Source organism: Nocardia sp. NPDC050413, from assembly GCF_040655475.1.
Classification (GTDB): Bacteria; Actinomycetota; Actinomycetes; order Mycobacteriales; family Mycobacteriaceae; genus Nocardia; species Nocardia coubleae.
Genome location: NZ_JBFAJZ010000005.1, coordinates 108,462 through 134,098, shown reverse-complemented (window position 1 = coordinate 134,098; position 25,637 = coordinate 108,462). Strand labels below are relative to the sequence as shown.

The following is a 25,637-nucleotide window of genomic DNA, read 5'->3' as shown; positions in this document are numbered from 1 at the left end:
CAACAGACGTGCAGGGTGGGTCAGTTCGGTGCCGGAGCAGGTGACCGGCGGAAGCGGGCTACCAGGGGATAGATCTGGCAGCCCAGGCAGACCCCGAACGCCGCGTTCAAGAACGCCGCGAACAGGGCGAAGCCGGCGAACACCGCGCCGACGATCGGGGAGCCGAGCGCGAAGCCCAGCAGGGAGACACCGGCGAACACGAAGCCGAGTGCCTGCGCGAAACGCAGCGGCGGCACGGGTTCGGTCTCGGTGGGCGGGCCGAGTCGCGGCGCGACGAACGCCGCGTAGATCCGGCCGTAAGGGTGCTTGGCGGGACCGGCCGCCGCGCCGATCGCGAAAACCACGGCCTGCAGGCCGATGAGGATCGCGGCGGCGACGGGGGAAACGGTCGCGACCAGCAGCACCGCGACGAGCACCCCTGTCGTCACCCAGGCCACGAAACGCGGCCCGCGGACATCGACGCGGGGTGGGGAATCAGAAAACGAGGTCATGGTGCGAACTCCTGCGCTGAGACGATTCAGTGGGATCTGCCAGTTCGCCGGGGGATCGAAACGATCACTCGCGCGGCGAACAGAGGTCGGCGTCAGGAATCTCGGGAGAGAAGCCGACCGGTCAGCGGCACAGGCAGCAACAACCACCGAGGCGACACAGGTCAACTGTGCGGCGTCGGGTGAGCATCAGCTCGTGGTCGGTTTGCACGATGAAGAGTTTACCCGGTCTTCCCGGGAAATGGGCAGGCCCCCCTGGAAACCGGGGACAACGTCACACCGTGAGCGGCTCGAGGGCGGTGCGCAGGTCGCCCGCCTTCGGTACGCCGGAGATGCGGAAACGCTCCTTGCCCTCGGCGTCGAAGACGAAGGTCGTCGGCAGGGAGAGCACGTTGAGTTCGCGGGCCAGCGCGGGTTCGGCGTCGATGTCGATCTCGATGTCGCGCGGTGCGTTCGGCGAATCGGCCAGTTCCGCGGTGACTCCCGCGACGACCCGGCGCACGGCGTCGCACGGCCCGCACCAGTCGGCCGAGAAGTGCAGCACCGCGGGCGCCGAACCGGAGACACCGGCCGCGTCGAGCAGGCGGGCGCGCTGTTCGGTGTCGGGGTCGAGGGTGGCGGGCCGGACCCGGCCCTGGTTGCGGCGCAGCAGCAGGCCGACCGCGACGGCGGCCAGCACGACGGCGGCGAGTACGGCGAGTTCGATCATGGTTGCTGCAATCGGTCCAGGTCGATGGTGACGTTGCGGCCGACGCCCTCGACGACGATGTGCCCACCCAGCGCCTCGACCTCGGTGGGCCGGACGCCGAAGGGCAACTCCTTGGTATCGATCGTACGGCTGAAGCGCTCGAGCACCGCCCCGCGATCGGCCTCGAGGATCTCCGATTCGCTGGTCTTGGCGGTGTCGGCCGGGCCGCTGTTCTTGTCGTGATAGAAGCCGGTGGCCTGGATGCGGACCAGGTCGCCGTCGAGCAGCAGGTCGGCCTGGATCTGCACCGGCACGCGCTTGGCCGAGCTCGACGGGGTGACACCCGCGCCGAGGATGCGCCCGTTGGGCGCGGTGGGCAGCGTGCCGGTGAGCACGAGCGCGCCACCGGTGGTCATGCCGGAACCGCCCGAACCGCCCGTGCCGTCGGACTTGTCGGCCGGACGGGTGTGGACCTGCAGGTCGGGGATGCCGAAGAGCCTGCCGAGCTCGGTGGGTTCGATGCGCATGCGGGCGTCGACCCGGTCGACCTGCACCGAGCGCGCCGCACCGTCGAGCAGCTCACCGGCAGGTGCGTGCAGACCGTTCAGCGTGGCCTCGATGCCGATCTCGCCGGGGATGTCCGGGCGCATGCTGCGGGCCCGGATCGCCACGTTGTCGTAGCGCCCGGCCAGGGCCTGGGCGGTGAAGGGGAAACCGTGGAAGGTCACTTCGGGATCGGCCGACAGGTCGGTGCCCGCCCGCAGCTGTCGCGACACGTGGTACTCGGTGTAGGCGGCGGCGCCGAAATCGATCACCACCGCCAACCCGGCCAGGCACAGCAGCCCGATGATCAGCTTGCGCATGAGGTGAGAGTAGCGCCCACGCAGGTGGGTGCCGGGTGCCCGGGTATCGGCCGAACACTCGTAAGTGTGCCCGTGTTGCGAGGTCATGGCCTGTGACGCGCTAATGTTGCACCGACTAACCCTGTGTTTCGGCGACGTAGCTGTGCGGCTGCTCTCGTCGCGCAGACACGAGATAGGAGGAGGGCCCGGTGGAGCTGCTCCTACTGACTTCCGACCCCAACCCGGATGCGGTGCTGCCCTCGTTGACGCTGCTTGCGCACAACGTCCGCCCCGCGCCGACCGAGGTGTCGTCCCTGTTGGAGGCCGGTAGTGCCGACGTCGCGCTGGTCGACGCCCGGACCGATCTGGCCGCCGCGCGCGGACTGTGCAGGCTGCTCGGCAGCACCGGTTCGTCGGTGCCGGTCGTTGCCGTGCTCACCGAGGGCGGACTGGTCGCGGTGAACGCCGACTGGGGACTCGACGACATCCTGCTCCCCGGCACCGGCCCCGCCGAACTCGACGCGCGCCTGCGCCTGCTCGTCGGCCGCAACGGCGGCGTGGCCAGCCCCGAGAACACAGGCAAGATCACTCTCGGCGAACTGGTGATCGACGAAGGCACCTACACCGCCCGCCTGCGAGGCCGCCCGCTCGACCTCACCTACAAGGAATTCGAGCTGCTCAAGTACCTCGCCCAGCACGCAGGCCGGGTCTTCACCCGAGCCCAACTGCTGCAAGAGGTCTGGGGCTACGACTTCTTCGGCGGCACCCGAACCGTCGACGTCCACGTCCGCCGCCTCCGCGCCAAACTCGGCAGCGAATACGAATCCCTGATCGGCACGGTCCGCAACGTCGGCTACAAGGCCGTCCGCCCAGCCCGCTCAACCGCCGCCAAGGGCGAACCGCCCGCCTTCACCGACGAAGACGTCGACGGCGAGGATCTGACACCGGTCAACGGCAGCACCCCCTGACGAGCACATTCAGTCCGCCATGACAGCCTTCCCAGCCCCGCACATCCCGACCTCGAGGAGGGATCGCCGCGAAGCGGCGTAGCGGCCCGGCCGCGCGAACAGCGCTCGAAGCGCACGCGCGAAGCGCAAGTCTCGAGCGCTGTTCGCGCGGCCCCCCAGGGGCCGCGCTCGAGCGCGCCAGCGCTCCAACAACACAGCCCAACACCTCCGTGGTGCACAAAACACCGAGGGGTTGTCCGCACTCAGCCCACAGGTGCGTACCGCGCAACGGTGACCGAAGCGGTGACCTCGGTGATATCGGCAAGACCGGCGATGCGCGGGTCGTCCCCGGCGGTGGTGTGGAAGGCAGACGGGCCCATAGCGACCACATTGGTCACGTCGCCACGCGACAGCTTCATGGGAAATTCGACCACGGCGTGATCGATGCGGGTGAAGGCCCCCGACAGCGCGTCATCGAGCCGACGCTCCTTGTCGGGGTCGACCCGGACCATACCCAGCGGCTCGATCAACTCGCCCAGATGCCGTGGAGTGGGCGTGACGACGACGAACCGTCCGCCGGGTGCGAGCACACGCGCGACCTCGCCGGGGTTGCGCGGCGCGAAGACCGACAAGACCCCGGTGAGAGCGCCATCGCGGACCGGCAGACCACGCCAGGCGTCGGCCAGGATCGACGCGAGCCGCGGATGCGCACGAGCCGCGCGACGAGCAGCAGGCTTCGCGACATCGAGCGCGATGCCCAGGAGACCCGGATGCGCGTCGAGGACCTCGCCCAGGTAGTACCCGGTACCGGCCCCGATCTCCAGCACCGCACCCCCCAGCGATCCGGCGTCGGCCGGCGATGCGGGGCGGTCCGGCGATGCGGGGCCGCTCGGCGATGCGGGGCCGTTCGGCGATGCGGCGCTGCTGGGCGGTGCGGTGCTGCTCGGCAGCGTGGGCGCGCCATGCGGCCGCGCACTGTCCAGCGTGTCGAAGTGATGAGCCGCGGACGGCGTGTGTCCAGCGGAGTGCGCGGAGCGGAAAGCTTGGGCGACGGCGTTCGCGATGGGCGCGAAGTGGCCAGCACCCTGGAAAGCCGCGCGGGCGTCGAGCATCGCGGCGGTGTCGCCGGTCATTTTCGTCGAAGCGCCGGTGAGCAGGCCGACGTAACCCTGGCGGGCGATGTCGAAGCTGTGCCGGTTGCCGCACCGCAGTGCGCCTGCGCCGGGCTGCAGGGTGTCGCCGCACTCCGGGCAGGCCAGGAGTGCGGCGATCTCGGTCAGGGCTGTCAGCTGGTGACGCTCTTCAGTTCGTCACCGAGGGCCGCTGCCTCGTCCGGTGTGAGTTCGACGACCAAACGCCCGCCACCCTCGAGTGGAACCCGCATGACGATTCCACGACCTTCCTTGGTTGCCTCGAGGGGACCGTCCCCGGTACGGGGCTTCATGGCCGCCATCCTCTGCTCCCTCCAGATCTGCGCGGTGGAGTGCGCACTACTGTTCTCTGGTCCGCCGGGTGTTCGGCGGGCCACACCGGTCCTATTCTTCCCTATTGCCGACTCGGGCGGACACCTGAGTAGCAAATCTGACTCCGGAGTCGGTTCCTTTCGGTACGGCTTGCACCCAGCAAACGGCCAGGTGATCGTCCACCATGCCGGTCGCCTGCATCAGTGCGTAGGCCGTGGTCGGGCCGACGAAAGCGAAGCCACGGCGCTTCAATTCCTTTGCCAGAGCAATGGATTCGGGTGTGGTGGCGGGCACATCCGAGATGGTCGCGGGCCTCGGGCGTGGCTCGGGTGCGAACGACCACACCAGCTCGTCGAGGCCTGTCGGCAGGTCGCGAGCAACCCGGGCGTTCGCGATGGCCGCGTCGATTTTCGCGCGGTTGCGGACGATCCCGGCGTCGGCGAGCAGCCGGGCCCGGTCGGTGTCGTCGAATTCGGCGACCTTGGCGATCTCGAAGTTCGCGAAGGCAGCGCGGAAGGCCGGGCGCTTGCGGAGGATGGTGATCCAGGACAGTCCCGATTGGAACGCCTCGAGGCACAGCCGCTCGAACATGGCATCGTCGCCGTGGAGGGTCTTGCCCCATTCGTGGTCGTGGTAATCGCGGTAGAGCTGGGAGCCGGTCGCCCAGTCGCAGCGGACCAGCCCGTCGTCGACGAGCTCGCTCACCGCTGCTCCTGACCCGCTGTCACCTGCGCCTGCCACTGCCGCATCTGTGCTAATTCGAACTCGAGTTCGTCGATGCGCTCGGCCAACCGCTCCAGCGCCCAGTCGACCTCACCGGCCTTGTAACCGCGCACCACCTGCTGAAACCGCAACGCGCGCACATCCGCCCCCGTGACGCCCTCGGCGGGCAGCACGGTAGCGGTGGTGCCCTGCGGCAACGGCCCGAGCTCCTCCGACCGGCCGAACACCGCACTGGCGACGAGAAACAACATCGCCGCGACCAACCCGACGATGAGCACATACAGAAGCAGCGTCAGCATGCCCTCAGACTAGGCAAGCCCACCGACAAGTCCCGAATCGGCGGGAGCGGTCAGAGGTGGCGCGTGGTGTCGATGCCGAGCGACATCCCCGCCAGGCCGCGCTTGCGGACGGCGAGCTTGTCGGCCACCCCGCGCAGGGCGACGGCGGCCGGGTTCTCCGGATCGGAGAGCACGATCGGGGTGCCCGCGTCGCCACCTTCGCGCAGGGCCTGCTCGATGGGGATCTGGCCGAGCAGCGGCACCGTCGAGCCGACAGCGCGGGTGAGGCGGTCGGCGACCACCTGGCCGCCGCCGGAACCGTAGAGCTCCATGCGTGAGCCGTCGGGCAGGTCGAGCCAGGACATGTTCTCGACGACGCCCGCGATCCGTTGACGGGTCTGCAGGGCGATGGCACCGGCGCGTTCGGCCACCTCGGCGGCGGCGATCTGCGGGGTGGTGACGACCAGGATCTCGGCGCTCGGGATCAGCTGGGCGATGGAGATCGCCACGTCGCCGGTGCCGGGCGGCAGGTCGAGCAGGAGCACGTCCAGGTCGCCCCAGAACACGTCGGCCAGGAACTGCTGCAGCGCGCGGTGCAGCATCGGACCGCGCCACACCACGGGCGTGTTGCCCTGGGTGAACTGCGCGATCGAGATCATCTTCACGTCGTGGGCGACGGGCGGCATGATCATCCGCTCCACCTGGGTGGGCTTGGCGTCGGTGCCGAGCATGCGCGGGATGGAGTGACCGTAGATGTCGGCGTCGAGCACACCGACCGACAGACCGCGTTCCGCGAGCGCGACGGCCAGGTTGGCGGTGACGCTGGACTTGCCGACGCCACCCTTGCCGGAGGCCACCGCGTACACGCGGGTGAGCGAGCCGGGCTGGGCGAACGGGATCACCGGTTCGGCGGAGTCGCCGCGCAGCGATTTGCGCAGTTCGGTGCGCTGTTCGTCGTTCATCACGTCGAGATCGACGGTCACCGCGCCCGCACCCGGCACGTCGGCGACGGCCTTGGTGACGCGCTGGATGATCTCGGTGCGCAGCGGGCAGCCCGAGGTGGTGAGGTACACCTCCACATGCACGTCGCCGCTGTCGGCGATGGCGATGCTCTTGACCATGCCGAGCTCGGTGATCGGCTTGCGGATCTCCGGATCGTCGACCTTCGCGAGCGCCGCCCGCACATCCGCTTCCGTAATCACTGCCATATGTCCGATATTAGGCTGCACCGGTTTCCCGGCCGGGTGTGGGGCGCGTGCTCAGTGGATGCGCGGGAGGTCTTGGGGCTTGGGGGCGAGGCCGCTGGAGTAGGAGCCCGACCATGCCATCACATTGGCGACGTAGGCCATGGAGTTGTTGTAGCGCAGGATGGCCTTGGACTGCTGGGACAGGTCGCGCATGTTCAGGCCGCCGTCGCAGAGGTACTTGCCCGCGGTGAGGGCGGCGTCGTAGAGGTTCTGCGGGTCGGCGATGCCGTCGGCGTTGCCGTCGGCGGCGTAGCGCTCCCAGGTTTCGGGCAGGAACTGCATGGGGCCGATGGCGCGGTCGTAGCCGCCGATGCCGTCGAGGGTGCCGCCGTCGCTGTCGTGGATGACGTTGTTGCCCGACAGGCTGCCGTCGAGAACGGGACCGTAGACGGCCTTGATCGGGTTGCCGTCGGCGTCGGCTTTGCCGAAGGCGTGGGTGGATTCGACGCGGCCGATGCCCGCCAGCAGCGACCACGACATGCCGCAGTGCGGATTCTCCACGGCCAGTTGCTGTTCGGCGTTCTGGTAGGCGGCCACCGCGATGCCGGGGATGCCGAGTGGTCCGGCGGGCAGGTCGGAGGCGACCCGATCACCGGACAGCGCAACGGTTTTCACCTCGGGGGTGGCCGATCGCGACTGCTTGGCCTCGGCGTGGACGACCTCGGCGACTGCGGCGACTTCGGCCTGCGGTGCGGCGGCGAACTCGGGACCGGTCTCGGTGTCGAGCTCGGGCAGATCGTGCTCCACGGCCGCCATTTCGGCGGTGGTCGTGTCGGTGGCGGCGGCGGTGACGGCCACGAGTCCGGCCGGAACCAAGCCGGTGAGCGCGATGATCGAACTACGTCGAACCGTCGTTGCAGGCTGTTTACGATGACGACCCATGAGCCGAGATTACCGCACCCGAGACCTTTTTGTTACCCCTCCGTGATCTGAATTTCGTTTGATTTCTAGGGGGCCGGCGGGGCGGGCGGCAGCGGGATAACGATGTTGAACGGCAACGTGATTGCGGGCTGCGGTGCAGGCGCCGGCGCGGCGGGCGGTGCGGGCTCCTCGGTGGGCGCGATGCCCGGCTCCGGCGTCTTCTGCGGTTCGGCCGGTGCGGGCGCCGGTGCGTCGGCGGGCGCGGGCTGTTCGGCGGGGGTGCACGTCGCCTGCTCGGTGCGCTCACCGGGCTGCGGGGGAGCGGCGGCCGGATCCTGTGGTGCCGGATTCTGTTGCACCTCGGCACCGAACGTCTGCGGCGCCGGTGCGATGGGGTTGGGCATCTGCGCGGGCAGCGGCTCGTTCACACACACCTCGGGGCCGGGTGCGACGGGCGCGGGGCAGAAGATGCCGCAGGGGATCGGCGGCAAGCCGGGCAGTGTGATCATCACCTGGGTCGGCGTGGTGACCTTCGGTGTGTTGGGTGGCAATTGGTTCGTCGTCGACGGCGGTGCCGCCGTGACGGGTGCGTCGGCCGCGAGCACGTTCGGCGCGACGGTCGGCGCGCTGCCGGGCGGCACGATGTCGGGCGAGATCGACACCTGGCTCGGCGCACCACCGGTGCGGTAGGCCGCCGACCAGCTGAGCACATTGGCCGCGTACGACATCGAGTTGTTGTAGCGCAGGACGGCACGCAGTTCCTGCGCCGCGTCGCGCAGGTTCAGCCCGCCGGAGCACAGGTACTTGGCCGCGCCGAGGGCGGCGTCGAAGACATTGTGCGGGTCGGCGGTGCCGTCGCCGTTGCCGTCGGCCGAGTAGTGCGCCCAGGTGCTCGGCAGGAACTGCATGGGTCCGACGGCGCGGACGAAGCCGCCGTCGGCCTCCTTGATGATCTCGTTACCCGGCAGGGTGCCGTCGAGCGCGGGTCCGAAGATGGGTGTGGTCGTGGTGCCCGCGGCGTCGGTTCGCCCGCTGCTGGCGTGCCCGGATTCGATGCGGCCGATGCCCGCCAGCAGGTTCCAGGTGAGCCCACAGCCGGGCTGGGCGGTCTGCATGGCCAGTTCGGCATTGCGGTAGGCGGCGAGCACGATCTCGGGGATGCCGAGCGTGCCGCTGCCGGGCGGTAGTGAAATCGATTGCAGTGGCACGGTTCCGGCGAAGGGGGCCAGGCTGTTGGCCGAGGGGCTCAGCGCGCGCAGTTTGCGCGGCGCCTCCTGGGTCACCGGTAGCAGGCCGACGATTTCGGACGGATCGCTATCGGGTTTGTGGTCGGTGGTGCTCTTGTTCGCGGCGAGCAAGGCCTCCGGCGCGCTCGGCGCGGTGCTCGGGTTCGACGAGTGCGCGGCCGACCCCGACGCGACGAGTCCCGCGACGACAAGGGCCGACATAGTTATCGGAGCAGAGATTCGCATTGCGGCCACACCAACCCTTTACGTCGAAGCAGCGGCGCCGCAGAGTCCCCCCTCCGGCCCGCCCGGAACAACGTGATCCAGGTTACCCATCGGTCAGGTACTTACAGAGCATTTCCGGTTACTCATCTGGAGCACCAGGCGAAACCGGGGGCGGAGACGGCGTTTGACCGGAGGTTTTCTTGCGGGTGCCTTTTCGCTTCGTCTCTGCCTTCGGCGCGCCGTCGAGCATTTCCTTGATCTCTTCCAATTCGCGCCGGAGGTAGTCGCGGGTGGCGACATCGCCGACGGCGAGGCGAAGCGCAGCCAGCTCACGGGCGAGGAACTCGGTGTCGGCCTTGGTCTGCGCGGCCCGGGTGCGGTCCTCCTCGAGCGAGACCTTGTCGCGGTTGTCCTGCCGGTTCTGGGCGAGCAGGATCAGCGGCGCCGCGTAGGCCGCCTGGGTGGAGAAGGCCAGGTTGAGCAGGATGAACGGGTACGGGTCCCAGCGCAGCGCCACCACGAAGACATTGAGCAGGATCCAGACGATGACGATGATGGTCTGGATCGCCAGATAACGCCCGGTGCCGAGGAATCGGGCGACCCGCTCGCTGCTGCGCGCGAACGCCTCGGAGTCCCAGTCGAAACGCAGCCGGGTACCGCCCGGTGTCTCCAGCCGCTGCCTGGCCAGGTTCTTCTCGCTCACGCGTGTCCTTTCGGCTGCTCCGCTGATGCCTCGAGGCGCTGACCTCTCATGCCGGTCTCCCGTCGGTGTCGATCGGTGTCGGCTCGGTCTGTTCGAGCGGCGGGGTCTCCTCCTCGCGCCAGTCCTCGGGCAGCAGATGGTCGAGGACGTCGTCGACGGTGACCGCCCCGAGCAGGTGGTTCTCGTCGTCGATCACCGGCCCGCAGACCAGGTTGTAGGTGGCGAAGTAGCGGGTGACCGCCGAGAGCGGCAGTTCGGGGGTCAGGGCGGCCAAGTCGGTGTCGACCATGCCGCCCACCAGGTGTGCCGGGGGCTCGCGCAACAGGTGCTGGATGTGCACGCAGCCCAGGTAGCTACCGGTCGGGGTAGCCGTGGGCGGGCGGACGACGAAGACCATCGAGGCAAGGGCCGGGGTGAGATCGGGATCGCGGACGCGGGCCAGCGCCTCGGCGACCGTGGTCGACGGACTGAGGACGACTGGTTTGGTGGTCATCAGGCCACCCGCGGTGTCGGGGGAGTGGGCTAGCAACCGGCGCACCGGTTCGGACTCCTCCGGATCCATCAGGGCCAGCAGCGATTCGGCTTCGCTCTCGGGTAGTTCGCCCAGCAGGTCGGCCGCGTCGTCGGGGTCCATGGCCTCGAGCACGTCGGCGGCCCGGCGGACCTCGAGGTGGCCGAGCAGGTCGACCTGGTCGTCGTCGGGCAGTTCCTGCACCACATCGGCGAGGCGTTCGTCGTCGAGGGCGATCGCCACCTCCACCCGGCGCTTCTCGGGTAGCTCGCGCAACCGGTTGGCCACGTCGGCGGCGCGCAGTCCTTCGAATTGGGCGAGCAGCGCGGTGACATCCTGGCCCGGCCTGCCGACGGCGGCCGGTGTCAGGCCGCTCACCGACGACCAGTCGACCACGTGCACGGTCCGTCTGCGCCCGATCCGCCGGTGTCCGCGCACCGCGATCCGGCCGACCACCCAGTCCCTGGTTCGGGTCTGCTCGATGCCGAGATCGGCGACGAACACGTCGACGTCCTCGAGATCGGGCAGGTCCGGGTCGTGCACGTGTACCCGGGTGTCGACGATCTGGGCCAGCGCGAGCAATTCGCCCGCGCGCTGGGCGAACCGGCGCAGGCTCACGGTTCCGGTATTGAGCGTCACCACGCCCGGCTCGATCGCGGTGACCCGCAGCATCGGCACGAAAATCCTTCGGCGCGTGGGCAACTCGACGACCAGACCGTGCACGCGCGGCGGTTGCCGCCCGAACCGGACGGCGACGACCACGTCCCGGACCCGGCCGATAGACTCCCCGTCCGGACCCAGCACTGTCAGGCCGGCGAGCCGGGCGACGTACACCCTGGTGGTTGCCATGACCTCAGGCTAGTAGTAAGGAGCGTGCTCCCATGAAGCCCCGCCGTTCGGTGCTCGCCGTGCCAGGCAGTAGCCAGAAGATGATCCACAAGGCGATGGGACTGCCGGTCGACGAGGTCTTCCTCGATCTGGAGGACGCGGTCGCGCCCGAGGCGAAGGTGTCGGCGCGCGCCAATATCGTGGCCGCCCTGCACGAACCGGGCTGGGGCGAGCAGCTGCGGGTGGTCCGGGTCAACGACTGGACGACCGAATGGACCTACGCCGACGTCATCACGGTGGTGGAGGGCGCGGGCCGCGAGCTCGACGCGATCCTGCTGCCCAAGGTCACCGACGCGGGCCAGGTGCGCGCGCTGGATCTGCTGCTGACCCAGCTGGAGAAGGTGTGCGGACTAGAGGTCGGGCGCATCGGCATCGAACCGCAGCTCGAAAACGCCATGGGGTTGCGCAATATCGACGAGATCGCCACCGCAAGCCCCCGTGTGCAGGCCCTGGTCTTCGGTCCCGCCGATTTCATGGCGAGCCTGAATATGCGCACCCTGGTCGTCGGTGAACAGCCGCCCGGCTACGACACCGGCGATGCCTACCACCACATCCTGATGACCATCCTGCTCACCGCCCGCGCTCACGGCCTACAGGCCATCGACGGCCCCTACCTGCAGGTTCGCGATGTCGACGGTTTCCGCCGGGCCGCCGCGCGCACCGCCGCGCTCGGCTTCGACGGCAAATGGGTGCTGCACCCGGACCAGATCGACGCCGCCAACGAGATCTTCAGCCCGCGCCAGGAGGACTACGACCGCGCCGAGTTGATCCTCGAGGCCTACGCCTTCCACACCTCGGCCGCCGGTGGTGCTCGTGGCGCGGTGATGCTCGGCAATGAGATGATCGACGAGGCCTCCGCCAAGATGGCACAGGTCATAGCAGAGAAGGGCCGCGCCGCCGGAATGAGCAGGACCACCCGTTTCACTCCGCCACAACCCGGCCAGGAATAGCAGAATGGGACTATGACGAATCCCTTGGGCAACTCGAACCGCGGGCGGCAGGCGTTGCCGACGCCGCCGTCGGGCTGGCCGGTCGGGTCGTATCCGACCTACGCCGAGGCGCAGCGCGCGGTCGATTACCTGGCCGACAACCAGTTCCCGGTGCAGGACGTGACCATCGTCGGCGTCGACCTGATGCAGGTGGAGCGGGTGCTGTACCGGCTCACCTGGGGCAAGGTCATCGGCGGTGGTGTGGTGTCGGGCGCCTGGCTCGGCCTCTTCCTCGGCCTGTTGCTCAGCCTGTTCACCACCACCGGTGGGGCGCTGGGTCCGCTGGTCGTCGGTCTGCTCGGCGGCATCGTGTTCGGTGTCATCACCACGTCCATTCCCTACGCGGCGACCAAGGGGCAGCGCGACTTCGCGTCGACCATGCAGTTGGTCGCCGGTCGCTACGACGTGCTGTGCGACCCGAAGACCGCCGAACGCGCCCGCGACATGTTGGCCCGATTGGCGCTGTGACGCAATGGATGTGGTGAATTCGGTCCGCACCGCGGTGCTGGACCACTACGAGGTCGAGCGCGCCGGTGTGGACTCCGCGTCGGTGACGTTCCTCGGGCTGGAACCGATCGAGATCCTGCGCATCCCCGGTGACGGTGTGGTGCACTACGCGACGCTCGGCGGGTCGCGTCATCCGATGGGCGATCCGGCCGACCTGCTCGCCGATCCGGTCCGTGGCCCCCGCGCCGAACTCGTGCTCACCCTGCTGGCCGCTGCCGGGCCGCAGGCGGGCCTGGTTCGGTCACTCGGCGTGCTCGTCGCCACGCCGTCGGTGGAAGGCGTTGTGCTGCAAGCCGACGCGCTGCTCGATCTCGGTGAACCGTTGTGGCAGAACGGTCCTTTCACCGCGGTGCTGCTCGGCGAAAGCGAGGTGCCCGAGATCGTGCTGCCCGAACCGGCCGAACCGGTGCGCTACCTCAGCGTCACACCGGTGACCGCCACCGAGGCCGCCTGGGTGCGGGTGCGCGGCGCGCAGGCGTTGCGGGACGCGTGGGCCGAGGCGGGTATCGACGTGCGCGATCCCGGTCGCGGTGCGGTGAACCTCTAGAGCCACTTGTTGCGACGGAAACTGCGGAACAGCAACGCGCACAGCACAACCATCAGCGCGACCACCGCCGGATAAGCCCACCGCTGGTGCAGCTCCCACATGTAGTCGAAATTCATGCCGTAGACACCCGCGATCATGGTCGGCACCGCCGCCATGGCCGCATACGCCGAGATCTTGCGCATATCGGTGTTCTGCTGCACGCTGATCTTGGCGAGCGCGGCGTTGACCAGGCTGCTCAGCGCCTCGTCGAAGTAGGCGATTTGCTCGTTGACGCTGACGTGGTGGTCGGCCACATCGCGCATGTAGCGCCGGAATTCGGTCGGTACCGGCAAGTCCTGATTGTTCACCAACCGCTCCAGCGGAACACCGAGCGGTGACACCGCGCGGCGCAGCTCGACGACCTCGCGTTTGAGCTGATAGATCGATTCGATGCCCACCTTGGAGTTCGGCGTGAACACCGCCTCCTCCATCTCGTTGACGTCCTCCTCGATGGATTCGGTTGTCTCCACATAGGAATCGACCACGTGATCGGCCACGGCGTGCAACACCGAGGGCGGACCCATCCGCAGCTGATCGGGATGACCCTCCAGTCCCCTTCGCACGCCCGACAGGCCGGTGTGCTCGCCGTGGCGAACGGTGATCGCGAAATGCGGGCCGGTGAAGACCATGATGTCGCCGGTCTCCACGATCTCGCTGATGGCGTGCATATCGTGTTCCACGTAGCTGACCGTGCGCATCACCAGGAACAGCGTGTCGTCGTAGCGTTCCAGCTTGGGGCGCTGACGCCCGACCACGGCGTCCTCGACGGCCAGCGGATGCAGCCCGAAGATCTCGGCGATGTCGTTCATCTGCGTCTCGTCGGGATCGTGCAGGCCGACCCAGACGAAGCCCGAGTCGGTGCCGCGCGCCTCCGCCAGCGCCTGCTGCGGGGTGAAGCGGCCGGGTAACCGCTTGCCGTCGACATAGACACCGCAGTCGACGATGGCGCGTGCCGTCGGCACCGGTACCCGTGGCCGCGCGGTCGCCGCGGCACGACCCGTCTTGTGAAAGTTCGGCAGTGACGGGAAGGAAGGCACACCCGGATGTTACGGGCAGGTCGACGGCCGCACACCGGCCGACACCGCACTGTAAGACTGAGTGTGTGCGCATCGACCTGCATACCCATTCCACCGCCTCCGACGGCACCGACACCCCGGCCGAACTGGTTCGCCACGCCGCCGCGTCCGGGCTCGACGTCGTCGCGATCACCGACCACGACACCACCGGCGGGTGGTCCGAGGCCGAAGCGGCGCGTCCGCCGGGACTCACACTGGTACGCGGGATGGAGATGTCGTGTACGGGCATGGGGGAGGACGGTTTTCCCGTTCCGGTACATCTGCTGGCCTACCTGTTCGACCCGGCCGACCGCGGTTTCGCCGAGGAACGTGAACGATTGCGGGCCGAGCGCATCGCGCGGGTGCGTGCCATGGCGGAGTTGATGGTGGCCGACGGTCTCCCGATCGATCCCGAGGCCGTGCTGGCCGGTGCCGGACCGGCCGCGGGGCGTCCGCATCTGGCGCGGGCCCTGGTCGCGGCGGGTGTGGTGGCCAGTGTCGACGCCGCGTTCGTCGACCTGCTCGCCCCGCACGGGCCGTACTACGCGGAGAAGGTGGACACGCCGTTGCCGCGCGCGGTGCAGCTCATCGCCGACGCGGGCGGGGTGAGCGTGCTCGCCCATGTGCGGGCCCGCAAACGCGGCAGGCTGCTCGCGCTCGACGAGATCAGGAACCTGGCCGGGCTCGGTCTCACCGGCCTCGAGATCGACCATCCCGATCACAGCGACGCCGATCGCGCGGTCCTCACCGAGCTGTCCGGCGAGCTCGGCCTGGTGCGCACCGGATCGTCGGACTACCACGGCAGCAACAAGACCATCGAGATCGGCGCCTGCCGCACCGATCCGGAACAGTTCGAGGTATTGATCAGCAAGGCGAGCGGGGTTCCGGTGATCTCCTCGTGACGGCGGTCCGGGCGCTGAGCGGTGTGGTCGCGGGCGGTGTCGTCGCGTTGCTGTGTGTGGTCGTCGGTGCCGCGCTGATCGGTGCGCGCCGCGACTTTCCCGGGCCGGGAGGCGAATCCCTGACGTGGCATGTACTGGTGACGGTGGTCGTCGTCGGGGCGCAGATCGTCGCGGATCGGCGGCGCGGGGCGGCGGCTCTGGCCGGGTCGGCGGTCGTGTTCGTGATGACCGGCGCCCTGCTGTGGACACAGTGGTGGGGATGACAGTCCGCTAATGGTTGCGGAAGGGTGAACTGTGCCCGAATATCTCTCTGTATGGGCAACCTGGAGACGGATGTTCTGATTCTCGGCGGCGGACCCGCCGGGCTCTGGGCCGCCGTCTCCGCGGCCGCGCACGGGGCGCGGGTGGTGCTGGTCGACAAGGGCCGCTGCGGTTCGAGTGGGCCGGGTGTCTACGGCGCGACGACGGTGTGGGACATTCCGCCGGGTCAGGCGCGGGCCGAAGCCGTGGAGCGCGCGCTGGTGCGCGGCGGCGGTCTCGGTGACCCGGTCTGGCTGCACCGCGTCATCGACGAGGCGCACGAGCGGCTGCGGAACTGGTCGGGCAGGCAGGTCACCGACCCGCGACGGATCCGGTTCGACGGTGCGAGTTACCTGCGCCGACTGCGTCGCGGCGCGCTCGAGGCCGGTGTGCGCATCCTCGATCACCACCCCGCCCTGCACCTGCTCGTCGACCGCTCGGGACGGGTGGTCGGCGCCGCAGGGGTGCGGCGCCACAACAACTTTCAGCGCTGGACGATTCGTGCGGGCGCGGTGGTCGTCGCCACCGGCGGCTGTGCGTTCGGGTCCGGCGGCGCGGGCACCGAGGTGAACACCGGCGACGGTCTGCTGATGGCGGCGGAGGCCGGTGCCGAGCTGTCGGGCATGGAATTCTCCAGCGCCTACGTCCTGGCCCCGGTGCTCGCCCGGGTGCACCCGCATCGCACGATCGCCAGTGGGCTCGCGGTGCGTTTCGCCACGTTCTACGACGAATCGGGGGCCGAGCTCCCGGGACGCACGTCCGCGGCGCTGGCCGCCATCGCCGACGGCAGGCGGGTCTTCGCCGCGCTCGACGACGTGCCCGAGGTGGTCGGGCACTGGCTGCGCAGGCAAGGCGCGGTCGACGCGGCGGGCCGGGTGCCGGTGCGCGCGGTGCTCGACGGCACCGTGCGCGGCTCCGGCGGACTGGCCCTCACCGGCGTCGACTGCGCGACCACCGTGCCCGGGCTCTTCGCCGCGGGCGGCGTCGCCGGTCGTGAGGTCGTCGCCGGGGCTGCCGGGTGCTCGGGCGGGTTGCGTGGCGCCTGGGCGCTCGCCTCGGGTAGCTGGGCGGGGGAGGGCGCCGCCCGCGCGGCCACCGCCTTCCGTGACGATGTCGCCCTGCCGCCCGCGCCCGGCGCCGGACTCGGCCCACACGCCCACATCGACCCGCGCTCGGTGATCGGACTCGTCCAGGAACACACCTTGCCGTTGCGCCGCAGCTTCCGGCGCAGCGCCGACAGCCTCACCGACAGCATCGCCGAACTCGACGCCATGTGGCCCGGCGCCCGGTTCGAGCTCGGCGGTACCGGTGCCGAGCGGTTGCGCGCCCGCGAGGCCGCCGCCCTGCTCGCCGTCGCCCGGTGGGCGGGGCACAGCGCGCTCGCCCGCACCGAGAGCCGTGGCATCCACCGGCGCATCGACCACCCCGATGTGCTGGCCGAGTGGCGGCTGCGGTTGCGCTGTGGTGGGCTCGACGAGGTCTGGGTGCGCCCGGAGCAGCGGCCCGATCCGCGCGGCGGCGAGCTCACCGCGAACACCACCGTCACGGTGTGACTGTTCACCGGCGACCGCACCGGTGCTGCGAGTTTTCGCTAACTCCACGGCAATTCGACACGGCTACGCTCGACGGATGACGCCCAGCTCGTTGACACGCCGCACCGGTTTGGCAACCGGTCGGCCGGGCTGGCAGAATGGTGCGAATTCCCTTCCCTTGCCACCGCCGGGTTCGGGGATTTTGGAGACCGTCCGCCTCGCGACGCACCGTCGTGGCCGAAGGTCGACCCGTTTGCTCGCCCGGACCACCCGTCCGGCTCCGCTCCGCGGTTCAGTGTCGCGCCCCGCATCCGGTTCCGTCCGGAAACGCGGGCGGCCGCGCACCCGATGAGCGTCATGTATCCCGTATTCCAGATAAACCCGGCTTTCAGAAAAACCCGGCGGTAACCGTCCCCCGGTTGAGCCCGACTCGAGCAGGAGTGAAATCGTGTCACCTGTGACTGACGCACCGAATGCCACCGCGGCGCCCCAGGCCGATGACGCAGCCAGCCTCGCTGCTATCACCAATGAGGAGATCTTCGCCGGTCACCTCGGCGGCAAGCTGTCGGTCGAGCTCAGCGCGCCGCTCGAAACCCAGCGCGACCTGTCGATCGCCTACACCCCGGGCGTCGCCCAGGTGAGCCGCGCGATCGCCGAGGACCCCGCCCTCACCAAGACTTACACCTGGACCGATCGCCTCGTCGTTGTCGTCAGCGACGGCACCGCCGTGCTCGGCCTCGGCGACATCGGCCCGCGCGCCTCGCTGCCCGTGATGGAGGGCAAGGCCGCGCTGTTCAAGAAGTTCGCGGGCCTCAACTCGATCCCGCTGGTGCTCGACACCACCGATCCCGACGAGATCGTCGAGACCCTGATCCGCCTGCGCCCCAGCTTCGGTGCGGTGAACCTGGAAGACATCTCGGCGCCGCGCTGCTTCGAGATCGAGCGCCGTGTCATCGAGGCGCTCGACTGCCCCGTCATGCACGACGACCAGCACGGCACCGCCATCGTGGTGCTCGCCGCGCTCAAGGGTGCCGCCGCGCAGCAGGGCCGCGACATGTCGGCGCTCAAGGTCGTCGTCTCCGGTGCCGGTGCCGCGGGTGTGGCCTGCGCCAACATCCTGCTGGCCGCGGGCGTTCCCGATGTGGTCGTGCTCGACTCCAAGGGCATCGTGAGCATCGGTCGTGACGGCCTCAACGGTGTGAAGGCCGATCTGGCCGCCCGCAGCAACCCCCGCGGCCTGACCGGTGGCGCCGCCGACGCGCTGGCCGGCGCCGATGTGTTCCTCGGCCTGTCCGCGGGCACCATCCCCGAGGAGCTCATCGCCTCCATGGCCCCCGAGTCGATCGTGTTCGCCATGTCGAACCCCGACCCGGAGATCCACCCCGAGGTGGCCGCCAAGTACGCCGCCATCGTGGCCACCGGCCGCAGCGACTTCCCGAACCAGATCAACAACGTCCTCGCCTTCCCCGGCGTGTTCAAGGGCGCACTGGACGCGGGCGCTCGCCGCATCACCGAGGGCATGAAGGTCGCCGCCGCCGACGCCATCTTCAACGTCGTCGCCGACGAACTGGCCGTCGACCGCATCATCCCGAGCCCGCTCGACCCGCGCGTGGCGCCCGCCGTCGCCGAAGCGGTGGCCGAGGCCGCGCGCCGTGAGGGTGTCGCCTGATCGGCAACGCACAACCGCCAGCGGCCCCGCTCCCTTAGGAGCGGGGCCGCCGTCGTCTACCGGTGCACGGTGGGATCATGAGGTGATGAAGACGATCACCGTGCAGCTCCCCGATGAGGTCGAAGCCCAGCTGGCCGACGCGGCCGAGGCCGACGGCATCCCGGTGAACGTGGCCGTCGTGCAGGCGGTGCAGGACTGGATTCACGCCCAGGCCCAGCGGACTCGTGAACGCGCGCGGATGCGGGATGTGCTCGCCGACGATCCGCATCTGCGTGCGCTGCTCGGCGACGACTGAATGGACTAGGCGATCGGGGTGTCGAGGCCGCGGGCGGTGAGCCAGGCGAGGGCGGCGGCCTTGGGTTCGATCTTGGCGACGCCGGAGACGGCGGTGTTGAGGGAAATCAGTTCCGCGGTGGTGAGTTCGGCCGACACGGCGTCGAGGACCGCGACGGCTTTGTCGGTCTTCTTGGCGGCATGGAAGAGCGGCACCACATTCTGGGCGGCGAAATTGTTCTTGGGATCGGTGAGGACCACGAGGTCGTTCTGGATGATCGCCGGCGAGGTCGTGTAGATATCGGCGGCGGTGACCCGGCCGTCGGTCAGGGCGCGTACGGTCTCCGGTTCGTCGGCGATGGCGACGAAATTCTGGGCGCTGATATCGAGGCCGTAGTTCTTGCGTAAGCCGGGTAGGCCGCCGGGGCGATCGGCGAATTCGGGTTTGGCGGCAAAGGTCGTCTCGGCCGAATGCGGTGCGAGGTCGGCGATGGTGGTGAGGTTCCAGCGCTGCGCGGTCGCCCGGGTGACGACGACCGCGTCGGAATTCTGGCCGGGGGCGGGGGTGGCGATGGCGAGGTCTTCGCCGAGCGCTCTGCTCAGCGCGGTATCCACCTCGGCGGGGGTGGTCGCGGTCGCGTCTTTGTTCAAGTACCGCAGCAGGTTTCCGGTGTATTCGGGGACCAGGGAGATGACGCACCGGCGGACGGCGGGCAGATAGGCCTCACGATTTCCGAAATCGAATTTCGTCGCCACCTTGAAGCCGTTGATTCGCAGCACCTCGGTGTAGATGGTCGCCACGGTCTCGGATTCGGGGAAATCGGCCGAGCCGATGATCAATTCGTCGCTGGCGCAATCGCCGTGGGCCAGCTGCTGCTCGGAGTCGGCGCACGATGCCACCACCATGGCGGCGGCCAGTGCCACCGCGGCGGCCAGAATCCGGCCCATCCGCACCACCATGCGGTGTGCCGGTCGACATTGTCGGTGTGCAGAGGTTCTCACTGGAGTCCTTCCGGCAAAGGCGGGCAGTGCGCTGTGCGTGCGGCGCGGACGCCGCAGGTACATTCTGGGTGTTCATATTGCCCCGCGTCGCGGCGAATTGCGGGGGTTGACGGCAAAGACAGGAAGTTGGTGTCGGCGGATGATCTCGGGCGCCCTGCGGCGGAGCGCGGCCGTGTTGGTGGCCGCCACCTGCGTTTTCGCCCTCGCGTCCTGTGCCGGTGACGAACCGGGCCCGGTGGTGACGGTCGGCGCCGACGGTTCGGCCGAAGCGAGGGTGCTCGCCGAGATCTACGCCCAGGCCCTGGCTCGCACGGGCATGGAAACAGCCGTCGCCGACGAGTCCGCCGCGCCCGTGGCGGATCTGGACGCCGGGCGGATCGCCGTCCTGCCCGCGCGCAACGGCGCCCTGCTCGATCGGTGGAATCCGTCGTCGTCGGCGCGCAAGCCCGACGACGTCGGCGCGGCCGTGAATGCGGCACTGCCACAGGGACTGTCGCTGTCGGACGCCGCCGACGGCACCGACCTGCGCGCGCTATTGCTGGTCACCCAGGAGACCGCCGCCCGCGACAACGTGCGCACCATCGAGGCGTTGACGTGCGCGAATGTCACGGCGGGCTTCGTCGAGGTGCCCGGGCTCGCGCCCACCGAACCCCCACGCATCGAGGGCTGTTCCTTCGCCGCGACGGTGCGTTATCCGTCCTCGGCGCAACTGTTCGAAGCCTTGCGCCGCGGGGACGTTCAGGTCGCCGTGCTGTCGGGTCCGGTCGCGGCGACCGAGGATTTCGTGGTCCTCGACGACAAGAATTACGACCTGCGCGCGCAGAACGTTCTCGCGCTGTTCCGCTCGGGCATCTTCGACCGTGCGCGGCTGAAGAAGCTCAATTACGTGGCGGGCGAGCTGACCACCGAGGGTCTGGTCGAGTTGCTCGGACGGGTCGAGGGTGGAACAGCGCCCGCCGACGCCGCGCGCGAATGGTTGAACGCGCACGGTCTCTGAGCCGGATCGACTATTGGCACTGAGCCAAAAACGCTAGGGTCGTCACCGACGCGGCAACGAGCGATGCCGTCGTGGGTGAAAGGTGTGCCGTGACAGATCCCCAGGTGGACCCGCTGATCGAACGGGTGCGCGAGGCCTATGCCGCGGTCACCGACGAGGCGCGCGCCGACAAGGTCGCCAAACAGCACGCCCGCGGCAAGCTGACCGCGCGCGAACGGGTCGCGCGGCTCGCCAACGGCGGCTTCTACGAATTCGGCGCGCTCGCCGGGCCCGGACCCGCCCAGGCCGGTGCCGCGCCGTTGGTCGCGCCCGGTGACGGCGTGGTCACCGGCATCGCCTACGTCGACGGCCGCCCGCTCGCCCTGGCCGCGTTCGACTTCACCGTGCTCGGCGGCAGCAACGGCGCCACCGGCATGGCCAAACTCGACCGCTGCGTGGAACGCGCACTGCTGGACAAGATCCCGCTCGTCATGCTGATGGACGGCGGCGGGCACCGCATGCAGGAGGCGCTCGACTCGCGACTGGCCGCGCCGGGCTCGCGGCTGCTGATGCGGCTGGCCGATCTGTCGGGGTACGTCCCGATCGTGGCGGCCATGATGGGCCCCGGTTTCGGCGCGCCCGCCAACCTCGCCGCCTGCTGTGACTTCGTCACCATCGTGCGGGGGATCGGCACCATCGGGATGTCGTCGGCGCCGCTCGTGCAGGCCGCGACGGGGGAGACCCTGACCAACGACGAGATCGGCGGCGCCGACATCCAGGCCGAACGCGGTGTCGTCGACGTGGTCACCGACGACGAGCACGAGGCCATCGACGCCATCCGGCTCTACCTGTCCTACCTTCCGCCGTCGGCCGACGGCGCTCCCGTGCTGGGCACGGCTCCCTTCGAACCCGGCGATCGAGCAGGTGAGATCGACGCACTCGTGCCCGCCTCGTTGCGTGCGGGCTACGACGTGCGCGAGGTGATCGAGGCCCTGGCCGACCGCGACACGCTCTTCGAACTCAAACGCACCAACGCGCCGAATGTGGTGACCGCGTTCGTGCGCCTCGGCGGCCGCCCGGTCGGTGTGGTGGCCAACCAGCCGCTGCACCTGGCGGGTGCGCTCGACAGCGCGGCGTGTGAGAAGGCCGCCCATTTCGTGGCCGTCTGTGACGCGTTCGGCCTGCCGCTGCTGATCCTCATCGACCTGCCCGGATTCCTGGTCGGTACCGCCGCCGAGGAAACCGGCCTGGTCCGGCGCAGCGCGCGCCTTGGCTACGAACTCGCCAACGCGACGGTGCCCCGCTTCGTCATCGTCACCCGCAAGGCCTACGGCGCCGCCTACATCGTGATGGGCGGCGGGCGAAGTGTCGACGCGGATCTGTCGCTGGCCTGGCCGACAGCCGAGATCTGCGCCATCCCGATCGACAGCGCCGTCGACGTGGCTTTCCGCGCCGACTACGAATCCGCTCCCGACCCCGCCGAGCGCCGCACCCAGCTCATCAAGCTCTTCCAGGCCAATATCGACCCGCTGCTGGCCGCCGACGGGTTCGGTATCGACGACGTGGTCCTGCCGTCGCGCACGCGCGAGCTGCTGCTCGAGGCGCTCGGCCGCGTCCAGCCCCGTCGTCCCGACCGGGTGCCGGGCAAGCGGCGGACGATCTCGCCGATCTAGATCACAGCGGGCCGGTTCGCGCGGCGCGTAACACGATTCGGCCCACTTCGGACGCCATACTCGAAAGATGCCGATCAGAGCCGCCGCATCGAACCCGACCCACTCCCGGCGGGACCGGCGACTATGACCGACTCGCCCGCCCGCGCCCTGACCGCCCCGCTGACCCGCGTCCAGAACTGGGTGGAGTCGACACTGGCCCCCGTGGCGACCGACGACGACGATCCCGCCGACGTCTCGCACGGCTGGTGGGAACGCATCCCCGCCGACCTCGCCGTCCTGTTCAACCACGTCGACAACTTCCCACCCCGCCTGCTGCCCGACCACGACCTGCTCACCCTGTCCGGCGCCCACCGCGTCTGGGCGTTGTGGCTGGAGATCATCGACGACCAGCGAAACCGGATCCCCGAGTACGCCGCCGCTTACGACCCGGCAGCCCTCAGCGCCGAACCCGCAGGTTCACCCAGCGAACTGTTCCTCCCCGAATTCATCCCCTTCGCCGACCGCGACGGCTCCACCCTGTTCCTCGACACCCGCCCCGGCGACCACTCCGGCTGCATCGGCGAATACACCGCCACCGGCGCCTCGGAGGGCGAATCATGGCCGTCCCTCACCCACCTCTTCACCACCCTCGCCGACAGCCTGGAATCCGGCACACCATTCGCCGGCCACCACCCCACCGTCACCGAAGCCACTCTGCATTGGCGCAGATGACGCTCGACGATCTAAAGGCGTGTCGGGGACCAGAAGGATTGGGTGCGGGTGACTTTGAGGACGGTGGTCGACAGTAGGATTCCTGCGGTGATGAAGAGGAGGGTGGCGACCGTCCGTAGGAGGCTGAAAGTGAACAGGGAGTCGACCTCGGCGTCGCGCAGGGTTTGGATGGTGTCGTGATCCTCGGAGATGCCGGCGGCTGTCAGGACGGAGCCGGTCCAGAAGGTGATCCAGGCGGCGAGCCAGGTGATCCACCACAGGGGCACGAGGGGCGTGCCGCGTTGCTGAGGGTTCGATGCTTTCGCGATGTCGTGCAGGAACAGGGGTGGGAACCACAGCGAGACGACCGGTACCACCCAGCCCCAGAACGCCCATGGTGCGGAGAGGTGATGCTGTGCGGGCGAGACCATCTGGGCGTTGTTTCGGGCCCGCAGCATCCACGCCACCAGGATGATCCAGGTGACGAACATCAACAGCACCGACAGCAGCCACATGCCGACCTCGAGCGGCATCATGATGTCGCGGGCCGCGTTGTACTCGGCGCTGCTCACGGTGCCCTCGTAGCGTCCGGCGACCGAGCGGTAGCCGAGCCAGCGCACCACGACCCCGGCCGTTTCGAGCACAAGTATCACGGCGATCAGCGCCACCACCGCTACCCCTAGCCCACGAACGGCACGAAAAGCTATGGGATGACTCATTTTCCACTCCCCCTGTCGAGATTTCCCAACGGTACCGCAGCCTCGACCAGCCAGAAGGGCTTATCCAGGGCGCAGGCGATGCTCACCGGGCATCGTGTCGGTGCCCAGGCCTAGGCTCGGCAGTGCGACGATCATGAACGGCCGGATCGTCACCCGATCAATCCCTCGATAGGACGTATCGATGACCACCGAACGCAATCCATGGCTGGCGCTGTTCGCGCTGGTGGTCGGGTTCTTCATGATCCTGCTGGACATGACGATCGTCGCCGTCGCCAATCCGGCGATCATGAGCGCGTTCCACACCGATATCACCGATGTCATCTGGGTGACCAGCGCCTACCTGCTCACGTATGCGGTGCCCCTGCTGGTCACCGGGCGATTAGGGGACAGATTCGGGCCGAAGAACATCTACCTGATCGGGTTGGCGGTGTTCACCGGTGCGTCGCTGTGGTGCGGGTTGTCGGGCAGCATCGGGATGCTGATCGCGGCGCGCGCCGCCCAGGGGATCGGTGCCGCGCTGATGACACCGCAGACGATGGCGGTGATCACCCGGACCTTCCCACCGGACCGGCGCGGTGCGGCGATGGGCCTGTGGGGTGCGGTGGCCGGTCTGGCGACTCTGATCGGGCCGATCCTCGGTGGTGTCCTGGTCGACGGGCTCGGCTGGGAATGGATCTTCTTCGTGAACCTGCCGGTGGGTGTCATCGCGTTCGGCCTGGCGATGTGGCTGGTACCTGCCTTGCCGACCAGCAAGCACAAGTTCGACTTCGTCGGTGTGCTGCTCAGCGGCATCGGCATGCTCGCCCTGGTTTTCGGTATCCAGGAAGGCAACGCGCAGGATTGGGCGCCGTGGATCTGGGCGTTGATCGCGTTCGGTGTGGTGATGCTGGTGCTGTTCGTCGTCAATCAGGCGCGCAATACCGGCGAACCGCTGGTGCCGTTGAGTTTGTTCGCCGATCGCAATTTCGCCCTGTCGAATCTGGCGATCGCCGCGATGGGCGCCGCCGTCACATCCATGATGGTGCCCGCCTATTTCTATCTGCAGGGCGTGCGGGAAATGTCGCCGACCGCGTCGGCACTGATGTTCGCGCCGATGGCGATCGTCACCGGTATCGCGGCGCCGTTCATCGGTAAATTCGCCGACCGATTACCGCCGCGCCTGATCCCGACCGCAGGCTTCTCACTGTTCGCCGCCTCCATCGTCGGTTTCGCCGTGCTGATGAAGCCGGATTCGTCGATCGTGGCGTTCCTGATCGTGGGCGGTCTCGCCGGTCTGGCCAACGCCTGCATCTGGGCTCCGCTCGCCTCGACCGCCACCCACAACCTGCCGGTCACCCAGGCCGGTGCGGGCGCCGGTGTCTACAACACCACCCGCCAGGTCGGTTCGGTCCTCGGCAGCGCCGCCATCGGCGCCCTCATCGCCGCCCGGCTCAGCGCCAACGGCCTCAGTGGCGACGCCCCCATCGGTGAGGGCGCGAGCACCGGCCCCCTCCCACCGCACGTCGTCGACGAATTCAGTACGTCCCTTGCCCAGTCCATGCTGCTGCCCGCCGCGATCCTGCTCGTGGGCGTGCTCGCCTCGGCTCTGTTCGTCGGCCACGCGAAGTCGGCGGCGGCGAAACCGGAAGTCGCCACACAGAGCTCCTGACTGTGAGGTGGAGCACAGCGAGTCAC

The 25,637-nt window shown here is 69.0% G+C and carries 28 protein-coding genes; 13 read left to right on the top strand and 15 right to left on the bottom strand.

The features are described 5' to 3' along the window. Nucleotides 1-20: 20 nt before the first annotated feature. The 3 genes from AB0I19_RS15130 to AB0I19_RS15120 all read right to left on the bottom strand — a co-directional run bounded on the left by AB0I19_RS15130 (nucleotide 21) and on the right by AB0I19_RS15120 (nucleotide 2,039). On the bottom strand, nucleotides 21-491 hold the full coding sequence (locus AB0I19_RS15130) for a DUF4395 domain-containing protein (protein WP_067640803.1): 471 nt from the start codon (nucleotides 489-491) through the stop codon (nucleotides 21-23). A 271-nt stretch (nucleotides 492-762) separates the two neighbouring features. Further along, a complete protein-coding gene (locus tag AB0I19_RS15125; RefSeq protein WP_067640805.1) occupies nucleotides 763-1,197 on the bottom strand; it encodes a thioredoxin family protein in 435 nt (144 codons plus the stop codon). Next, entirely contained in the window at nucleotides 1,194-2,039 is an 846-nt protein-coding gene (locus tag AB0I19_RS15120) for an LmeA family phospholipid-binding protein (RefSeq protein WP_357148861.1), read from the bottom strand. Before AB0I19_RS15120 ends, AB0I19_RS15125 begins: the two co-directional genes overlap by 4 nt. Nucleotides 2,040-2,227: 188 nt before the next feature. On the opposite strand from AB0I19_RS15120, the gene AB0I19_RS15115 reads away from it, so the two are divergent. Then, entirely contained in the window at nucleotides 2,228-2,986 is a 759-nt protein-coding gene (locus AB0I19_RS15115; protein WP_181701349.1) for a response regulator transcription factor, read from the top strand. Nucleotides 2,987-3,228: 242 nt separating this feature from the next. Here the strand turns inward: AB0I19_RS15115 and AB0I19_RS15110 are convergent, their stop codons facing one another. The 9 genes from AB0I19_RS15110 to AB0I19_RS15070 form a co-directional block, all read right to left on the bottom strand. Continuing rightward, nucleotides 3,229-4,236 carry a putative RNA methyltransferase gene (locus tag AB0I19_RS15110; protein ID WP_357149382.1) on the bottom strand — a complete coding sequence of 336 codons (1,008 nt, stop codon included), beginning with the start codon at nucleotides 4,234-4,236 and terminating at the stop codon, nucleotides 3,229-3,231. 14 nt (nucleotides 4,237-4,250) lie between these two features. Then, nucleotides 4,251-4,418 carry a DUF3117 domain-containing protein gene (locus AB0I19_RS15105; protein ID WP_011211259.1) on the bottom strand — a complete coding sequence of 56 codons (168 nt, stop codon included), beginning with the start codon at nucleotides 4,416-4,418 and terminating at the stop codon, nucleotides 4,251-4,253. An 82-nt stretch (nucleotides 4,419-4,500) separates the two neighbouring features. Next, the gene (locus AB0I19_RS15100) at nucleotides 4,501-5,133 is read right to left on the bottom strand and encodes a DNA-3-methyladenine glycosylase I (RefSeq protein WP_357148858.1); all 633 of its coding nucleotides are present in this window, start codon (nucleotides 5,131-5,133) and stop codon (nucleotides 4,501-4,503) included. Next, entirely contained in the window at nucleotides 5,130-5,450 is a 321-nt protein-coding gene (locus AB0I19_RS15095; RefSeq protein WP_357148855.1) for a DivIVA domain-containing protein, read from the bottom strand. Before AB0I19_RS15095 ends, AB0I19_RS15100 begins: the two co-directional genes overlap by 4 nt. Nucleotides 5,451-5,500: 50 nt before the next feature. Next, nucleotides 5,501-6,637, bottom strand: a complete 1,137-nt coding sequence (locus AB0I19_RS15090) for an Mrp/NBP35 family ATP-binding protein (protein WP_357148852.1) — start codon at nucleotides 6,635-6,637, stop codon at nucleotides 5,501-5,503. Nucleotides 6,638-6,688: 51 nt separating this feature from the next. Beyond that, nucleotides 6,689-7,558 carry a lytic murein transglycosylase gene (locus AB0I19_RS15085; RefSeq protein ID WP_357148850.1) on the bottom strand — a complete coding sequence of 290 codons (870 nt, stop codon included), beginning with the start codon at nucleotides 7,556-7,558 and terminating at the stop codon, nucleotides 6,689-6,691. Between the two features lie 65 nt (nucleotides 7,559-7,623). Further along, nucleotides 7,624-9,009, bottom strand: coding sequence for a lytic murein transglycosylase (locus tag AB0I19_RS15080; protein ID WP_357148847.1), 1,386 nt, complete (start codon nucleotides 9,007-9,009; stop codon nucleotides 7,624-7,626). 118 nt (nucleotides 9,010-9,127) lie between these two features. Then, entirely contained in the window at nucleotides 9,128-9,691 is a 564-nt protein-coding gene (locus tag AB0I19_RS15075) for a DUF1003 domain-containing protein (RefSeq protein ID WP_357148844.1), read from the bottom strand. 46 nt (nucleotides 9,692-9,737) lie between these two features. Further along, the gene (locus AB0I19_RS15070) at nucleotides 9,738-11,051 is read right to left on the bottom strand and encodes a CBS domain-containing protein (RefSeq protein WP_357148841.1); all 1,314 of its coding nucleotides are present in this window, start codon (nucleotides 11,049-11,051) and stop codon (nucleotides 9,738-9,740) included. Between the two features lie 32 nt (nucleotides 11,052-11,083). Between AB0I19_RS15070 and AB0I19_RS15065 the strand changes: the two genes are divergently transcribed. The 3 genes from AB0I19_RS15065 to AB0I19_RS15055 are packed head-to-tail and all read left to right on the top strand — an operon-like array spanning nucleotide 11,084 to nucleotide 13,133. Then, nucleotides 11,084-12,040 (top strand): CoA ester lyase, encoded by a 957-nt coding sequence (locus AB0I19_RS15065; protein ID WP_067637676.1) that lies wholly within the window; start codon nucleotides 11,084-11,086, stop codon nucleotides 12,038-12,040. 12 nt (nucleotides 12,041-12,052) lie between these two features. Further along, nucleotides 12,053-12,547, top strand: a complete 495-nt coding sequence (locus AB0I19_RS15060; RefSeq protein WP_067486041.1) for a general stress protein — start codon at nucleotides 12,053-12,055, stop codon at nucleotides 12,545-12,547. 4 nt (nucleotides 12,548-12,551) lie between these two features. Beyond that, entirely contained in the window at nucleotides 12,552-13,133 is a 582-nt protein-coding gene (locus AB0I19_RS15055) for a suppressor of fused domain protein (protein WP_357148838.1), read from the top strand. On the opposite strand, the gene AB0I19_RS15050 is transcribed toward AB0I19_RS15055, so the two are convergent. Beyond that, complete coding sequence (locus tag AB0I19_RS15050) at nucleotides 13,130-14,191, bottom strand: magnesium and cobalt transport protein CorA (protein ID WP_357149379.1); 1,062 nt, start codon at nucleotides 14,189-14,191, stop codon at nucleotides 13,130-13,132. The two genes, AB0I19_RS15055 and AB0I19_RS15050, sit on opposite strands and share 4 nt — an antisense overlap. Before the next feature lie 83 nt (nucleotides 14,192-14,274). On the opposite strand from AB0I19_RS15050, the gene AB0I19_RS15045 reads away from it, so the two are divergent. The 5 genes from AB0I19_RS15045 to AB0I19_RS15025 all read left to right on the top strand — a co-directional run bounded on the left by AB0I19_RS15045 (nucleotide 14,275) and on the right by AB0I19_RS15025 (nucleotide 18,925). After that, nucleotides 14,275-15,129 carry a PHP domain-containing protein gene (locus tag AB0I19_RS15045; RefSeq protein ID WP_357148835.1) on the top strand — a complete coding sequence of 285 codons (855 nt, stop codon included), beginning with the start codon at nucleotides 14,275-14,277 and terminating at the stop codon, nucleotides 15,127-15,129. Continuing rightward, nucleotides 15,126-15,392 (top strand): hypothetical protein, encoded by a 267-nt coding sequence (locus AB0I19_RS15040; RefSeq protein WP_067486049.1) that lies wholly within the window; start codon nucleotides 15,126-15,128, stop codon nucleotides 15,390-15,392. Before AB0I19_RS15045 ends, AB0I19_RS15040 begins: the two co-directional genes overlap by 4 nt. 51 nt (nucleotides 15,393-15,443) lie before the next feature. Continuing rightward, nucleotides 15,444-16,982 carry an FAD-binding protein gene (locus tag AB0I19_RS15035; protein WP_357148832.1) on the top strand — a complete coding sequence of 513 codons (1,539 nt, stop codon included), beginning with the start codon at nucleotides 15,444-15,446 and terminating at the stop codon, nucleotides 16,980-16,982. Nucleotides 16,983-17,481: 499 nt separating this feature from the next. Beyond that, nucleotides 17,482-18,630, top strand: coding sequence for an NADP-dependent malic enzyme (locus tag AB0I19_RS15030; RefSeq protein WP_157104828.1), 1,149 nt, complete (start codon nucleotides 17,482-17,484; stop codon nucleotides 18,628-18,630). An 85-nt stretch (nucleotides 18,631-18,715) separates the two neighbouring features. Next, entirely contained in the window at nucleotides 18,716-18,925 is a 210-nt protein-coding gene (locus tag AB0I19_RS15025) for a hypothetical protein (RefSeq protein ID WP_067637662.1), read from the top strand. Nucleotides 18,926-18,930: 5 nt separating this feature from the next. Here the strand turns inward: AB0I19_RS15025 and AB0I19_RS15020 are convergent, their stop codons facing one another. Further along, a complete protein-coding gene (locus tag AB0I19_RS15020; protein WP_357148830.1) occupies nucleotides 18,931-19,851 on the bottom strand; it encodes an ABC transporter substrate-binding protein in 921 nt (306 codons plus the stop codon). 193 nt (nucleotides 19,852-20,044) lie between these two features. Here AB0I19_RS15020 and AB0I19_RS15015 point away from each other — a divergent pair, with 193 nt between their 5' ends. The 3 genes from AB0I19_RS15015 (at nucleotide 20,045) to AB0I19_RS15005 (ending at nucleotide 23,265) form a co-directional block, all read left to right on the top strand. Continuing rightward, complete coding sequence (locus AB0I19_RS15015) at nucleotides 20,045-20,902, top strand: glycine betaine ABC transporter substrate-binding protein (RefSeq protein ID WP_357148828.1); 858 nt, start codon at nucleotides 20,045-20,047, stop codon at nucleotides 20,900-20,902. An 89-nt stretch (nucleotides 20,903-20,991) separates the two neighbouring features. Further along, on the top strand, nucleotides 20,992-22,554 hold the full coding sequence (locus AB0I19_RS15010; protein WP_357148825.1) for a carboxyl transferase domain-containing protein: 1,563 nt from the start codon (nucleotides 20,992-20,994) through the stop codon (nucleotides 22,552-22,554). A 123-nt stretch (nucleotides 22,555-22,677) separates the two neighbouring features. Continuing rightward, the gene (locus AB0I19_RS15005) at nucleotides 22,678-23,265 is read left to right on the top strand and encodes a hypothetical protein (protein WP_357148824.1); all 588 of its coding nucleotides are present in this window, start codon (nucleotides 22,678-22,680) and stop codon (nucleotides 23,263-23,265) included. A gap of 11 nt (nucleotides 23,266-23,276) precedes the next feature. Here the strand turns inward: AB0I19_RS15005 and AB0I19_RS15000 are convergent, their stop codons facing one another. Then, nucleotides 23,277-23,963 carry a DUF4328 domain-containing protein gene (locus AB0I19_RS15000; protein WP_357148821.1) on the bottom strand — a complete coding sequence of 229 codons (687 nt, stop codon included), beginning with the start codon at nucleotides 23,961-23,963 and terminating at the stop codon, nucleotides 23,277-23,279. A 181-nt stretch (nucleotides 23,964-24,144) separates the two neighbouring features. On the opposite strand from AB0I19_RS15000, the gene AB0I19_RS14995 reads away from it, so the two are divergent. Then, nucleotides 24,145-25,611, top strand: a complete 1,467-nt coding sequence (locus tag AB0I19_RS14995) for a DHA2 family efflux MFS transporter permease subunit (protein ID WP_357148819.1) — start codon at nucleotides 24,145-24,147, stop codon at nucleotides 25,609-25,611. Nucleotides 25,612-25,637: the final 26 nt, after the last annotated feature.

Excerpts from the sequence above, each read along its gene's own strand:
- AB0I19_RS15055 (WP_357148838.1), top strand. The coding sequence starts at position 12,552 with ATGGATGTGGTGAATTCGGTCCGCACCGCGGTGCTGGACCACTACGAG.
- AB0I19_RS15025 (WP_067637662.1), top strand. The coding sequence starts at position 18,716 with ATGAAGACGATCACCGTGCAGCTCCCCGATGAGGTCGAAGCCCAGCTG.
- AB0I19_RS15035 (WP_357148832.1), top strand. The coding sequence starts at position 15,444 with ATGGGCAACCTGGAGACGGATGTTCTGATTCTCGGCGGCGGACCCGCC.
- AB0I19_RS15000 (WP_357148821.1), bottom strand. The coding sequence starts at position 23,963 with ATGAGTCATCCCATAGCTTTTCGTGCCGTTCGTGGGCTAGGGGTAGCG.
- AB0I19_RS15125 (WP_067640805.1), bottom strand. The coding sequence starts at position 1,197 with ATGATCGAACTCGCCGTACTCGCCGCCGTCGTGCTGGCCGCCGTCGCG.
- AB0I19_RS15065 (WP_067637676.1), top strand. The coding sequence starts at position 11,084 with ATGAAGCCCCGCCGTTCGGTGCTCGCCGTGCCAGGCAGTAGCCAGAAG.
- AB0I19_RS15090 (WP_357148852.1), bottom strand. The coding sequence starts at position 6,637 with ATGGCAGTGATTACGGAAGCGGATGTGCGGGCGGCGCTCGCGAAGGTC.
- AB0I19_RS15060 (WP_067486041.1), top strand. The coding sequence starts at position 12,053 with ATGACGAATCCCTTGGGCAACTCGAACCGCGGGCGGCAGGCGTTGCCG.
- AB0I19_RS15020 (WP_357148830.1), bottom strand. The coding sequence starts at position 19,851 with ATGGGCCGGATTCTGGCCGCCGCGGTGGCACTGGCCGCCGCCATGGTG.
- AB0I19_RS15005 (WP_357148824.1), top strand. The coding sequence starts at position 22,678 with ATGACCGACTCGCCCGCCCGCGCCCTGACCGCCCCGCTGACCCGCGTC.
- AB0I19_RS15015 (WP_357148828.1), top strand. The coding sequence starts at position 20,045 with ATGATCTCGGGCGCCCTGCGGCGGAGCGCGGCCGTGTTGGTGGCCGCC.
- AB0I19_RS15070 (WP_357148841.1), bottom strand. The coding sequence starts at position 11,051 with ATGGCAACCACCAGGGTGTACGTCGCCCGGCTCGCCGGCCTGACAGTG.
- AB0I19_RS15105 (WP_011211259.1), bottom strand. The coding sequence starts at position 4,418 with ATGGCGGCCATGAAGCCCCGTACCGGGGACGGTCCCCTCGAGGCAACC.
- AB0I19_RS15120 (WP_357148861.1), bottom strand. The coding sequence starts at position 2,039 with ATGCGCAAGCTGATCATCGGGCTGCTGTGCCTGGCCGGGTTGGCGGTG.
- AB0I19_RS15085 (WP_357148850.1), bottom strand. The coding sequence starts at position 7,558 with ATGGGTCGTCATCGTAAACAGCCTGCAACGACGGTTCGACGTAGTTCG.
- AB0I19_RS15095 (WP_357148855.1), bottom strand. The coding sequence starts at position 5,450 with ATGCTGACGCTGCTTCTGTATGTGCTCATCGTCGGGTTGGTCGCGGCG.
- AB0I19_RS15130 (WP_067640803.1), bottom strand. The coding sequence starts at position 491 with ATGACCTCGTTTTCTGATTCCCCACCCCGCGTCGATGTCCGCGGGCCG.
- AB0I19_RS14995 (WP_357148819.1), top strand. The coding sequence starts at position 24,145 with ATGACCACCGAACGCAATCCATGGCTGGCGCTGTTCGCGCTGGTGGTC.
- AB0I19_RS15080 (WP_357148847.1), bottom strand. The coding sequence starts at position 9,009 with ATGCGAATCTCTGCTCCGATAACTATGTCGGCCCTTGTCGTCGCGGGA.